Annotated in this window: 10 protein-coding genes; 1 reads left to right on the top strand and 9 read right to left on the bottom strand. The window is 44.7% G+C overall.

Going from position 1 to position 13,755, the window contains the following annotated elements; all coding sequences use genetic code 11:
* The first annotated feature begins 236 nt into the window (after positions 1-236).
* Positions 237-1,244, top strand: coding sequence for an NADPH-dependent aldehyde reductase Ahr (ahr, locus tag J5X94_RS10950; protein ID WP_228293234.1), 1,008 nt, complete (start codon positions 237-239; stop codon positions 1,242-1,244).
* A gap of 141 nt (positions 1,245-1,385) precedes the next feature.
* On the opposite strand, the gene J5X94_RS10945 is transcribed toward ahr, so the two are convergent.
* From J5X94_RS10945 to J5X94_RS10905, 9 genes are all read right to left on the bottom strand, one after another.
* Positions 1,386-1,793 carry a MerR family transcriptional regulator gene (locus J5X94_RS10945; protein WP_201589742.1) on the bottom strand — a complete coding sequence of 136 codons (408 nt, stop codon included), beginning with the start codon at positions 1,791-1,793 and terminating at the stop codon, positions 1,386-1,388.
* 360 nt (positions 1,794-2,153) lie between these two features.
* On the bottom strand, positions 2,154-2,927 hold the full coding sequence (locus tag J5X94_RS10940) for an STAS/SEC14 domain-containing protein (protein ID WP_210541272.1): 774 nt from the start codon (positions 2,925-2,927) through the stop codon (positions 2,154-2,156).
* Positions 2,928-3,065: 138 nt separating this feature from the next.
* Positions 3,066-6,164, bottom strand: coding sequence for an efflux RND transporter permease subunit (locus J5X94_RS10935; protein WP_210541271.1), 3,099 nt, complete (start codon positions 6,162-6,164; stop codon positions 3,066-3,068).
* Positions 6,161-7,297 carry an efflux RND transporter periplasmic adaptor subunit gene (locus J5X94_RS10930; protein WP_210541270.1) on the bottom strand — a complete coding sequence of 379 codons (1,137 nt, stop codon included), beginning with the start codon at positions 7,295-7,297 and terminating at the stop codon, positions 6,161-6,163. The genes J5X94_RS10935 and J5X94_RS10930 overlap by 4 nt, the downstream gene beginning before the upstream one ends.
* 146 nt (positions 7,298-7,443) lie before the next feature.
* Positions 7,444-8,253 carry a MipA/OmpV family protein gene (locus J5X94_RS10925; protein ID WP_210541269.1) on the bottom strand — a complete coding sequence of 270 codons (810 nt, stop codon included), beginning with the start codon at positions 8,251-8,253 and terminating at the stop codon, positions 7,444-7,446.
* Between the two features lie 116 nt (positions 8,254-8,369).
* Positions 8,370-9,014, bottom strand: coding sequence for a TetR/AcrR family transcriptional regulator (locus J5X94_RS10920; protein WP_210541268.1), 645 nt, complete (start codon positions 9,012-9,014; stop codon positions 8,370-8,372).
* Between the two features lie 386 nt (positions 9,015-9,400).
* A complete protein-coding gene (glmS, locus tag J5X94_RS10915) occupies positions 9,401-11,245 on the bottom strand; it encodes a glutamine--fructose-6-phosphate transaminase (isomerizing) (protein WP_210541267.1) in 1,845 nt (614 codons plus the stop codon).
* Positions 11,246-11,260: 15 nt separating this feature from the next.
* Entirely contained in the window at positions 11,261-12,637 is a 1,377-nt protein-coding gene (gene glmU / locus J5X94_RS10910) for a bifunctional UDP-N-acetylglucosamine diphosphorylase/glucosamine-1-phosphate N-acetyltransferase GlmU (RefSeq protein WP_210541266.1), read from the bottom strand.
* A 533-nt stretch (positions 12,638-13,170) separates the two neighbouring features.
* Positions 13,171-13,752, bottom strand: coding sequence for a phosphatidylglycerophosphatase A (locus J5X94_RS10905; RefSeq protein WP_210541265.1), 582 nt, complete (start codon positions 13,750-13,752; stop codon positions 13,171-13,173).
* Positions 13,753-13,755: the final 3 nt, after the last annotated feature.

Raw genomic sequence — 13,755 nt, 5'->3', positions numbered from 1 at the left:
AGATTGCAGCGGCAAAGCGATAGTGTTGGTGATTCGTCGCCTTTCAAGTACGAGGCTTTGTATTATGATAGTCTTACAACTATTGACTTGGATGGTATAACTTAACCAATCTTTGGTCAGGCCAGTTCAACTTATCGACAACCCTTTTTTGAATGGGAAAAATTCGAATCGTTAGAAACGACTGGCTCATTTGTTATGAGCGCTCCTCCATAAATACTATTAAATAAGGAATAATGATGATTAATGCATACGCAGCAAAAGAGAAAGGCGGCGAGTTTGTGCCTTATCAATATGATCCTGGCACCTTAGGCGATCACGAAGTAGAAATCGAAGTGCATAGCTGCGGTGTCTGCCACAGTGACCTCTCTATGTGGCAAAACGAATGGGGTATGACCGAATATCCGTTTGTCGGTGGGCATGAAGTTGCAGGTAAAGTCCTCGCAAAAGGCAAGCACGTAAAGCATCTTGAGCTAGGCGATAAAGTCGGTCTTGGCTGGCATAAAGGCTATTGTAATGTTTGTGACCTATGTATCGGCGGTGACCATAACCTCTGTGCTAAGCAGGAAGGAACCATCATTGGTAACCATGGCGGCTTTGCAGATAAAGTACGCGCAAAAGATACCAGCGTTATCAAAATTCCTGAAGGGCTTGATTTCAATGCGGTAGGGCCACTGCTATGTGGCGGTGTCACAGTATTTAACCCCCTAATGCAATACGATATCAAACCAACCTCTAGAGTAGCGGTTATCGGTATCGGTGGTCTGGGTCATCTTGCGCTTCAGTTTGCTAATGCGTGGGGCTGTGAAGTGACAGCATTTACCAGCGAATCAAAGATGGAAGAAGCAAAAGAGTTGGGTGCTCATCACTCTTTAAACTCAAGAGATGAGAACGAAATCAAAAAAGCAGCGGGCTCTTTTGATTTAATCATATCAACAGTGAACGTTGATATGAATTGGGATGTCGTTATTAAGACGTTGAGACCAAAAGGTAAACTGCATTTTGTTGGTCTATTAGAAGCGCCGTTAGAGATAGTGGCTGCGCCAATGATCATGGCTCAAAACAGCCTATCAGGCTCGCCAGTCGGCTCACCGTCGACCCTGCGAAAAATGCTGGATTTTGCTGCTCGACATAATATTCAGCCAGTGACTGAAACCTATAAAATGTCTGAGATAAATGAAGCATTCGAGAGACTAGAGAGTGGTAACGCTCGCTATCGAGTGGTATTAGAAAGAGATCAAAAATAATTAATCTCCGCTAAGCACGACTGTCGCAGTGACAATTCATCTCATAGATGGAATGTCACTGCGACTATGTTTTAGCACTTTGACCGCTTTTCTTTGAATGACGAAGGGTCACTACGTCTGCTGTTGGCAATCGCCAATGCATTACTGAATATTTGCTTTGCCAATATTATCTGATTTCATTTCTTTCAAAGCGGTATGGCGCGCACTAAGTTGGTTAATCACATTGATTAAATTGACTTGTTGACGCTGCGCTTGAGCAATCTTTTCGGAAATCACATCCATTTGCTTATCAATATCGAGAGTGCCATCGTAATAATCATTCAACCAGACTTTAAGTTCGTTGAGATTAAAACCGACCGCTTGTGCATTTTTGATAAGGTCGATACGCTCGACACATTCTGGATGAAACTCAGTGTATAGGCGCGAACCTGCTTGGCGCTTACGGGATCTTAATAAACCCATATCATGGTAATGGCGCACAGTGTCTTTGGTGGTATTGGCTTGCATCGCCAACGTTCCTATTAATAAAAATGACGTGTCAGATACCATATAGTAACCTCAAAAACCTAGTGTCCATTTCACTCTAGACTGTTATATACCGAAACTGTCATTAGATGAACAGTGTCAGCAGCAAAAGTATCGCTAATATGCTCAATATTGCTATCGCCGATAGTAAAGCCCATGTTGTTTGAGCATGTTTTCTGACCATTTGATGGTGTCCTAAATCATATCAATAGAATATAAGTGCAGTAATTTTGAATATTGAGAACATATCAAGACGCTTCTAAAGTAAGCATTTAAATGTCTCATTGAGCCAATATTATTATTAGTTCGACTTACAAATAGAGCAGCCCTTCTTTTGAAGAGCTGTTAGTAAGAGCAAATATGTCAGTTATCGTTCCATAAAGGCTATTTCACCAGCTCAGCATCAAGCCAAGCAAGCGCCTCATATTCTTGATCGGCAGTAAAGGTTTTGATGTCCACTTTTGGAAAAACTGGGTTCATCGTTTCAATGAATGTACACATCCAGCGCGGTGCGCCGACGATAGCGTAGCGCTCTAGCTTTTTCATAGCAGCTACTTTCATGGACAGTAAACCGCTGCTGTGTATAAGGATAGAGGGATTGAAACCATCAAAGTTTTTCATTCGGGCAAGCAATCTTACCGTGTCATGATCATTAAGAAATTGCTCAAGCTTTTGCGTGACGCCTGGCATTTCACTTGAGGACAATACACCGTCCACCTCAAAAGCGAGCACGTTGTCTTTATTCGTAGGCAAGAAACGAATGGCACCACGCTTTTCTATAGGCTGCTCGGATTTCTCAGCTGCCCAGCTTAAGGCGTCTTCTTTCTCATTTGAAGAAAATACTTTCATCTCTAACATCGGCAGTAGTCGATCAGCAATTGAGATAGCCGCTTTCGGCCATTCTTTATCTGACACAAAAGCACATCTCTTAAGCTGCTTTATGTGGCTAAATAGCTCCATGTCCGCTTTAGTTCCTTCTACTATCGAATTCGCAGTCATGTCCGTCAGCTCTGTGATATCAATATAGAGACCAATTTGATCATGCTCTTGTAGCTTTTTTTCCAAAACATGACGATATTCTTGTAGGCCTTCGCCAGTCAGCGTTCCATCGAGGGATAGGGCGATGACATGGTCTGGAGCGGTTATTTGTTTTAACATAATTTTATCCTTATATTATATTTATCAACTTTCAAATTTTGCAAACCCCAGCAGACAGCAGGTATGTTTCATTTGCTATCTGCTAAAGGCTTTGCACGTAAACGCTCAAGAGAGCGAATGCTTGTATTAAGTAAGTGATTAATCGTGTTCGTTATTTTCTCTTTTCGTTGTGACTGGCTCCAAATTTTTCTCTGGTGGCAGCTCAACCAATTTAGCCAGCTTTGGTTTTATCCATAGTTCAAAGTCTTCGATTAACTCATAGACCACGGGTACCAAAATAAGCGATAACAATGTCGAGCTAATCAGTCCTCCAATGACGGCAATAGCCATAGGCGCACGGAACTCGGATCCTTCGCCCAGTGCTAGCGCGGTAGGAACCATCCCCGCCGCCATGGCTATCGTTGTCATCACGATTGGACGTACACGCTCCCGGCAAGCCGAGAGTAATGCCTCTCTTTGTGATGCACCTTTATTTTCAGCTTCAATGGTAAATTCAACCAATAAAATAGAGTTTTTAGCCGCCAACCCCATGAGCATCAATAAGCCAATCAGTGCTGACAAATCAAGCGAGCTGCCTGCTATCAATAGACCCAAAAAAGCACCCGCTAGTGATAAAGGTAATGCCGCTAATATCGTAATTGGCTTAAAGAAGCTCTTGAATAACAGCACCATCACCCCGTAGATGAGACCGATACCCGCCAATATGGCAATACCAAAGCTAGAAAAAAGCTCATTCATGGTTTCATTATCACCAAAGGCAGGTTGAGTCACGTCAGAGGGTAGGTTCTGGAGAGTATCTAGTTGATCAATGGCGGCTGTTGCTTCTCCCAAGGTCACGCCATTGAGCTGTGCTTCAATAGTGGCACGGCGCTTACGGTCGTAGCGATCAATACGTGATGCACCCGGTTGGAAACTGAGATCAGCCACGGCTGACAAAGGAACTGAGGTTCCGTTAGATGTGGGTACTTCTAGGTTTCCAAGGGTCTTTAAATCGGTACGTGCGCTATCAGGCAAGCGCACACGAATAGGCAAACGCTGATCACCTGTATTGAATTTGGCAGTATTGGAATCGACATCACCAAGGGTGGCGACACGAATCACTGAGCCAAGCGTACTAGAGGTAATACCCAGACGAGCTGCTTCAGCTGGTTTGGGCGTTATAATCAGCTCCGAACTGGGTCTAGGTGTCACTTGATGCACGTTACTAAGCTCGGCAAGCTCACGCATTTCGCGTTCAAGCTTGAGAGTCGATTCAGATAACGCATCAGCGTTTTCACTGGCTAAAACAATTTGCAGCGTGGTACTACCGCCGCCGCCAGCCTGACCAAAACCGATACGCACGTCAGGAACACTCAGCAATAGAGCATCTAATGAGCTTTGGAAAGATTGTGTTGATTGTGATCTTTCTTCTGTAAGCAGTACCGTTGCTTGCCCAGAGCTCACATCACCATTACTAGAGTTTGAACCGATCGAAGTAAATACTGTTTTTACCTCGTCTAAAGCAAGCAATTTTTTGGTTAGGACATCATTACTACGGCGCATGTCATCCAAGGTTGCCCCAGGCGCGCCTTCAATAGACAGTTGAACAATGCCGTTATCTTGTGGAGGTGTCACACCCGTTGGTAGCAAAGTGGCTAGAAAAACAGAGCCGCCGAGTAGCAACCCAGCTAGACCAAGTGATGTCCAACGGTACACGAGCGCAAGATCTAGCACTGTGCGGTAAATACCTTTAAAGGGTTTTGGTTCATGTGGTTTGGTTGATGGCTTTAATAAATACGCGGCCATCAAAGGGGTCAGTAAGCGAGCCACTAGCAGCGAAAACAATACTGAAATAGCAACCGTAAAACCGAACTCTTTAAAGAACTGACCGGCAAAACCACCCATCAATGATACTGGTAAAAATACAACGACAATCGTTGCTGTGGTTGCTACTACTGCTAGCCCAATTTCATCTGCCCCTACCAATGAAGCCTCATAGGGGCTTTGACCTGTTTCAATACGCTTTTGAATATTTTCTATCTCAACGATCGCATCGTCGACCAAAATACCAATAACCAACGTTAAAGCGAGTAGGGTAATCATGTTTAAGCTAAAACCCATCCAACTCATCACCGCAAAGGTCGGAATGAGAGAAATCGGCATAGCTGCAGCGGCAATGAGCGTCGCGCGCCAGTTACGTAAAAACAGAAAGACTACGATGGCGGCAAGCAACATCCCTTCTATCAAAGCGCTCAGAGTAGCCGTAAAACTGTTTTGTGTACTGGTAGCTGTCGATACAATGCGCTCAAATTTTACATCAGGATAGTCTTTTGCCAACTGGCTAGTGGCGCTAGCAATGGCATCTGCTACCGCAACATCAGAGGCGGCTTTGGTTTTTTTGACTTGAAAGCCAACGACCGATTGACCGTTTAGAGAAGCAAATCCACGTCTTTCGGCTGCACCACTAGAGACAGTAGCAACATCAGAGAGCTGAACAGTATTGCCACTGATACTAGGAATGACCAAGTTATTTAGTGCTTGTACCGATTCGGCCGCGCCAAGTACACGCACCGTTTGTTCGCGCTCACCAATTTCAGAACGTCCACCAGGCACATCGGTGCTTGATGTTCGTAATGCATCATTGATATTGGGCGCTGTCAAACCTAATGCTTGCAGACGATTGGGGTCGAGTGTGACATTAATCTCTCGGTTGATGCCACCAACCAAATCGACTTGTGCTACCCCTTCTTGCGTAATTAACTGACGCGCGACGGTATCCTCTACAAACCAGCTAAGCTCGACATCCGTCATCGTTTCGGTAGAGACGGCATACGTGACGATAGGTGCTGAGTCTATATCAAAACGCTGTACGATAGGTTCTTCAATACTAGACGGCAGACTGCTTCTGATGCGATCAATAGCTGAACGAACTTCGTCTGTTGCTTTTTGTGCATCTTCACCAATTTCGAACTCAATCGTACTGGATGACAAGCCCTGTGTGACAACGGATTGCACATGTTTGACGCCAGAGACATTGGATACGGCAGCTTCAACGGTACGAGTAATCTGAGTTTCAACTTCGCTTGCTGCTGCACCTGATAAGGTAACGCTTACTTGGACAATCGGAAATGAGACGTCTGGATAAAGTTTGATAGGGAGAGCGCGGTAACCGCTCATCCCTGCAATCATGAGTACAATGAATAGGAGAACAACTGGGATTGGGTTGCGAATTGCCCATGCCGAAATGTGCAAATTCATGGTGTCACCTTCGTGGCTGGTGCAACCTTGTCTGATACAGCGTCAGGCTCATTTGCTTTATTGATTGGATTGACGGCATCACCATTCAATAAGAAAGCCCCACCGCCAAGTGCAACACGAGTACCGACGGCTGGTCCGTTTTTAATTTCAACAAAACCATCGGTTCGAGCGCCAGTTTCTACCATAACACGCCGTGCCAAATTGTCTTTATCAATGACGATTAATAGCGCTCCGCTGGCCTCAAACTGTACGGCTTTTTCAGGGACAGCAGGGACAGGTGTAGAAACCTGTTGAAAGACAACTTTCGCATAACCACCCGCTCTTAGCTCAGGGTGGGTTGGAAGCTGTACCCGCACATGACCCAGTTTCGTTTCTGGATCGATACGAGGTGATAGTAGTCTCACTTTACCTTGTAACTCAGCGCCCGATGGTAATATGACCGTTGCAGCTTGACCAATAGTAATAGTAGCAAGATCATCTTCAGGTACTTCAGCATCCATTTCAATTAAGCTATTGCTGGCAAGACGAAACATAGGTTGCGACTGCCCCGAGACATCTCCAAGACGCACGATGCGCTCAAGTACAAACCCATTTACTGGAGAGCGTACTTCCATAAGATTGCGTTGTGTTTGTAATTCATTTAACTGGGCTTGAGCCACCTCAACCCCAGCATCTGCATTCTTCGCTTTAGCCACTCGGGTCGCAATCTCTTCCTCTGAAAATGCACCGATGTCCTCATAGCCTTTGATGCGATCAGCTTCAGCGCTTGACTGGTTTGCAAGGGTTTTAGCTTGAGTAAGATTGGCTTCCGCTTGAGCGATTTTGGCTAAGAGTAGACTTGGATCAAGACGAGCCAATACCTGATTTTTCTTAACGGTTGACCCTTCATCGACCAGCAATTCAGCTACTCGATAGCCTGATATCTCGGAACCAACTGCCACTTCTTCGCGCGGTAACAGTAATCCAGAAGCAGTCACACTTCCAGTCATAGGACGTAATATGACCGTATCTACGCTAACCGTCCGAATACTCGATTCTTCCGACTTGGTATCGATAACCTCAGGTTCTTTTGAACATGCCGCTGTCAAAGCCAGTACGACACTAAGGGGGAAAGCCCAGTATTTAATATTCATTGTAATTCTCTATGTTTTGCTATGTTTTAGGGCTTATCGGGATGTACTATTACAACCACCTATTAGTGCCTGAAGTAACTGTTCTGAGCGTTGTAGCACATAAAATCTAACACCTGTTGTTGCTAAAAATATCATCAGCTTTTTTATCAGAATTTGTAGCCGACACTAGCGCCTACGAGACCACCAGTACGTGATGTGGTAATTGGACTATCCGCCGCTTCACTACCGAGCTGATAAACCCCTGCATTTAACGTTGAAAATACTTTTGGGGTATAGATATGAGTCCAAGAGGCACCCACACCATAACGTCTGATACCAGCACTGGCATCATAAGTAGCAAGGCCAGAGCTATTCGATTGCTCTGGTGTGACACCAAAATACCCCTCCATGATGTCTTGATCCGCCCAATTTATAGAGGCATCAAAATTGAGGCTGTCTTTAGGGCCTAAAGGTAGCGCATAACCAACCCCTAATTTAAGTTCAGTGCCACTTACATCACCACCTAAACCTTGCTTAATGGTGCTATTCACAGAAAATGGTTGTAGATCCCATTTCACAAAAGCACCTAAATTGGCGCTTGGATCAATGTCACCAAGTCCTTTTAAGCGTTCGTGGTCGCTCTCGTCGCGCCCAGGTTGATAAGAAAGAACAGGCCCGATAGATAAACCCTTTTTGGTCGATAAGTCATAGCCTATGCCGCCAAGCGCACCCGCAAAAAAACGACCATTACGATAATTAATCAGTGGTAAAACACTGGTCTTATAATCTTCTGATCCCTCATATTCTGGTGAGTAAGCCAAACCAGCACCCACTGTGAAATTCGACTCACTTTTATTACTGGCGTTCGATTCTGACTGAGCGATAGCCGCCGTACTCATTCCTAGAGTGGCGAGTACCAGTAGTGTAATAGCAGATGGGTACAGTGAGTTTTTTAAGCTTTTTGCATGCGGGTTCATGATTGATTTCTCTTTTAAGACTGTTGGTCTATATATGACTGTTGGTCACGGTTAGGTAAAAAAAAGCGTGTATAGGTCGGCGTGCTAAAAATTTAAAATGGGGTTAATAGTGTTACTTAGTCTTTAGTCTGCGGGATAGGCTGGTTATGATGTACCAATCCAGCGATCATAAAACTCGTTACTTCTTCCAAATGTTGCTCATGATCAATGTCGCCAAGATAACCGCTCCATATGAGCTGTATCGCACCCCAAAACATTGACTGGAGGCCAAAAATTAGCAGATTGATCGGTTTGTTTGGAAACAAGCCCTGTTCAATACCTTCAACCATAAGTTGGTGGGTAAAAATAATGACTCGTGATTCAGCTTCTTGCATCTCGGTCAGTAAATTACTAGGCAGTTGCGCGCGAAATTCAGCTCGGCTGCAAAACATGAATACTAGATGTAGCTCTTTACTAGATAAGTGCATCTCCCATGCCGCGCGAATATAACAGCGAAGCCGGTCGAGCACAGGCATCGACTGATCGAGAAGACCTATTTCACTTGCCATGCGTTTTTGAAAGCGAATGGCTAGTCGCACATAAATCTCATTTTTACTTTCAAAATGCTTATAAATAGTGCCTTTACCGACCTCAGATTTTTTTGCAATCTGCTCAACAGTGACTTGTTCCCAGTCATCTGACCCAAACAGACTCAAAGCGGCATCGAGAATTTCCTGACCGCGTTGTTCGAATTCGCGAATCTTACGCTCTTGAATACCCATAATCTACACCTATTCATGTTGTGACTGCTGGTCATTGTATAGACTGGCAGTCATAGTAACAAGTATTTCTACGAAAATGAATATATATATTTATCATTTTTTTGAATAGAAGCCTTCGATCTCATCGAGATAGTGAACGCTGATTGATTAGGGCGTGTTGAACATTCGCGAATCAATGCCATGGTCGAATGTTCAACACGCCCTAAACTCTTTCAAGTTCAAGTTTACAGATTTTATAGTAGAGGTCAGTTTCTTGAGCGCATAAAAAACCCCTGCTATTGAATCGAAAATAGCAGGGGTGAATATCTAAGCAAGAGGATGATACTTTATTACTTAGTATGATACTTTATTACTCTCTGACAACATTTACTATCTAAACGTAAAAATTATTCAACCGTAACACTTTTTGCAAGATTACGCGGCTGATCGACATCTGTACCGCGCATCACTGCCACATGATACGAGAGTAATTGTACTGGCACGCTATAGACGATAGGGGCAAGCGTCTCGCAAACATCGGGTACATATACCACGTGCAAACGATCTTCTGCGACCATTTGACTGGCTTCACTGGCGAATACGAATAGCTCACCGTGACGCGCATGAACTTCTTGCATATTGGCTTTAAGCTTATCAAACATGCTGTCTTTGGGCGCAAGCACCACGATAGGCATATCCTTATCAACCAACGCTAATGGGCCATGTTTAAGCTCACCAGCCGCATAACCTTCCGCATGAATATAAGAGATTTCTTTGAGTTTTAACGCGCCTTCCAAGGCGATTGGGAATTGAAGACCACGACCTAGGAACAGGCAGCTTTTCTTATCTTCAAAGCTTTCACTCATGGTTTTGATAGGCGCATCTAGGTTTAAGCTGGCATGCAGCTGACCAGGTAGCTGTTGTAACTCACCGAGCAATGTGCTCAATCGCTCGCCAGTCATACGTTGCTGAACCACCCCAACCTTTAATACCAATAGCATTAATGCCACCAGCTGCGTGGTAAAGGCTTTAGTAGATGCCACACCAATCTCAGGTCCCGCGAGGGTCGGTAAGAAAATATCGGTTTCACGTACCAACGATGAGGTCGGTACATTACATAAGGCTAAGCTAACTAGCCCTGCTGGGGTTTGTTTTTGGGTATCACGTAGCGCTGATAAGGTATCAGCCGTCTCACCAGATTGAGAAATACAAATGACCAGTGTGTTGTCGACGACGACAGGGTTACGATAACGGAACTCACTGGCTACTTCGACTGAGCAGGGCACCCGTATCAGACTTTCAAACCAGTATTTGGCTACCATGCCTGCATGATAACTGGTACCACAAGCGAGGATTTGCACATGGCGAATATCTGCTAGTAGCACTTCATGACGCTGCAAAAAGTCATCGCGTAATTTAGAGGTTTCACTATTATTTATGGCCATCTCGATAGTACGTGCTACTGCGTCCGGCTGCTCATAAATTTCTTTGAGCATATAATGCTTAAACTCACCTTTATCCGCATTATGTTGGGCGGCATCAATCTCATGTATCTGGCGTTGCACTTCAACACCATCTGCATAGACCTTAATGCTATTGCGAGTCAGCTTTGCAATGTCACCTTCTTCTAGATACATAAAGCGGTTGGTAACGGGTAATAGCGCCAACTGATCGGAGGCGATAAAGTTTTCACCGATACCCACACCAATGACGAGAGGTGAACCTAAACGTACGGTAATGAGCTCATCTGGGCAATCGATATGCACAATACCAAGCGCAAATGCACCATGGAGTAAGGGAATAACCGCACGAACTGCTTCTAATAAATCAGGCGTGTTTTTATAAATATCATGAATTAGATGCGCAACGACTTCGGTATCAGTTTGCGAAGTGAATTCATAGCCCTTAGCCATTAATTCTTCTTTTAGCTCGGCATAGTTCTCAACGATACCGTTATGCACCACGGCAATCTTGCCTGATACGTGCGGATGGGCGTTACGTTGTGCAGGTTCGCCATGCGTGGCCCAGCGTGTATGCGCAATACCAATATGACCATCAAAAGCGTCTGGATTAACCGCGACAGCATCGACCAATGCTTGTACTTTGCCGACTTGGCGCTCGCGGTGTAGCTCACCATCACGAATGACTGTCAAACCAGCTGAGTCATAGCCGCGATATTCTAAACGTTTAAGACCTTCAAGCAAGATATTGGCGATATTACGCTCAGCGACTGCCCCAACTATTCCGCACATAAGTATTCCTTAAATTTATTTTTTGATTGGACGTTGAAAGTCATTTTTCTGCACTTGACGCGCGCGACCAAAGGCTAATGCTTTACTATCAACATTTTTAGTAATTACAGAGCCTGCCGCAACCGTTGCGGTATCTCCAATGGTGACTGGCGCGACTAGGCTGGCGTTAGAGCCGATAAAGGCATTGTCTTCGATGATAGTCTGCGATTTATTGACACCATCATAATTACAGGTAATGACACCAGCGCCGATATTGACGCCTGTACCGACCGTTGCATCACCGACATAGCTTAAGTGATTGACTTTACTGCCTTGACCGATGGTCGATTTCTTAATTTCTACAAAATTACCGACCTTACTGTTATCAGACAATACGGTCTCAGGACGCAAATGGGCAAAAGGCCCTACATCAACACCTGCACCAACCTCGGCGCGATCAATCACACAGTACGGTTTGATATGACAAGCGTTACCAATGTGGGCATTTTTGATGACACAGCCCGCTTCGATATAAACGTTATCACCCAAAGTACAGTCGCCTTCGAACACCACACCGACATCGACGAATACGTCTTGACCGGCTGTTAAGGTGCCACGAATATCAACGCGGCTCGGATCAGCAAACTGCACACCAGCTTCTTGCAAATCGGCAACCAGTTTACCCTGCCATGTGCGCTCTAAGCTAGCCAGCTGTTGACGGTTATTGACGCCTTCAATCTCAAACGTATGCTCAGGCTCAATCGCGGCAATCGTAATACCATCAGCGACGGCCATTTTAACGATATCAGTTAAATAATACTCTTGTTGCGCATTATCGTTAGAGAGCTCAGGCAGATATTTATGCAATAAGGCATTGTCGACGCAATAAATACCGCTATTAATCTCTTGGATACTTTGCTCATCGGTGCTGGCGTCTTTTTGTTCGACGATGGCTTCGATATTGCCTGCTTGGTCACGCTTGATGCGACCCAATCCAAACGGATTGTCGACAGTAAGTGTCAGCATCGACATACCGTCAGTATTAGCCACTTTTAATGCCGCTAGCGTCTGGCAGCTGACCAATGGCACATCACCATAGAGAATGAGGCTTTGCCCTGATTTTGGCAAATCGGACAAGGTCACTTTAACGGCATGTCCTGTCCCTAACTGTTCAGTCTGGGCAACCCACGTAATTGAGGATTGGGTATATTGGTTAGCAATTTCTGATTTTACTTGCTCGCCACCAAAACCATGGACGATGATAGTTGCGTCAACAGTCAGCTGGTGACAGGTATCTAATACGTGACTTAATAAAGACTTACCGGCCAGTGTCTGTAGCACTTTTGGCTTGGCCGATTGCATGCGCGTGCCTTTACCAGCAGCTAGGATAATTACAGAAAGAGGAGAGGTCATAGTAGCTCGTTAAATGTAACAAAATATAATTTATGATTATAGCGCAAACGCCAAGGCAAAAAAATGCAATGCCGTGCAAGCTTTGTAACTTAAGGTTATACAAAGGGTTATATAGTCAGTCATACAAAAAAGCCTAACCGCGTATCTGCTTATGTAGGGTCTGTTGAACATTCAAATATTAGGACTGCTGATCGCTAAAATCGCCCCAGACTAGGCGTAAACCGACGATAATGTCGAGACCTTAGCTAGGTTTACAACAACGTTTGGGGTGATTTTAGCATCAGCCCCAAGTATACAAGCAGGGGCAGAGCTATTTTTTGCCAATACATGGCGAAATTGTCTAACCTAGAACGACTAGGCGTCAAAAATTTCACTGCGTATTGTCTAAAAAATAGCCACTGCCAGTACCACATTTGAATGTTCAACAGACCCTAATCGGTTCAATATAGTTTAGATACCATAAAGGCGAGTGAAAGTACTAAAAATAGTGGGCTAAGCGAGCCTGACACCGTATTTGATCTATAGAGTATTGACTACAACAGCATACCGAGCATGACAATCATCCATACCGCTGCCGCCATTACGCCGGCAATTATATCGTCGAGCATAATACCGAGACCACCGGCGACTTTTTTGTCTGCCCAACCGATCGGTGGTGGCTTAATAATGTCAAAAAAGCGAAAAAGTACAAAAGCGATGATAAGCGCAATGATAGATAAATTTTGTGAAATGTCTTGCCAAAAACTGGCAGTAGACACCCCCATGTAAGAAAACGGTAGTAAAGTAATCCAAATGCCTGCCCATTCATCCCAAACAATATGCGGATCGTCATGACCTTGCATTAGCTCTGAGGTACGACCACATATCCAAATACCAATGAGGCAGGACAAGATGGTAATAATCAAAAATGGCACAAAACCTAAGCTCATTAGAGGTATGGCGACGATTAAGCCACCAACTGACCCCCAAGTGCCGGGAGCACGGCGAGGCAAGCCACTACCTAAACCGATACCGAGCCAATAAACCACACGATCCAGCAGGCTAGCATTTACGGGCAATGGAGGGCAGTCATTGGCTTTGCTAATGTCAGGCTTAGATAGGTCGTGATCAGTCATGGA

The organism is Psychrobacter sp. K31L (genome assembly GCF_017942195.1).
GTDB classification, from domain to species: domain Bacteria; phylum Pseudomonadota; class Gammaproteobacteria; order Pseudomonadales; family Moraxellaceae; genus Psychrobacter; species Psychrobacter glaciei.
The sequence above is the reverse complement of the archived record's forward strand: the minus strand, read 5'-3'. Positions and strand labels throughout refer to the sequence as shown.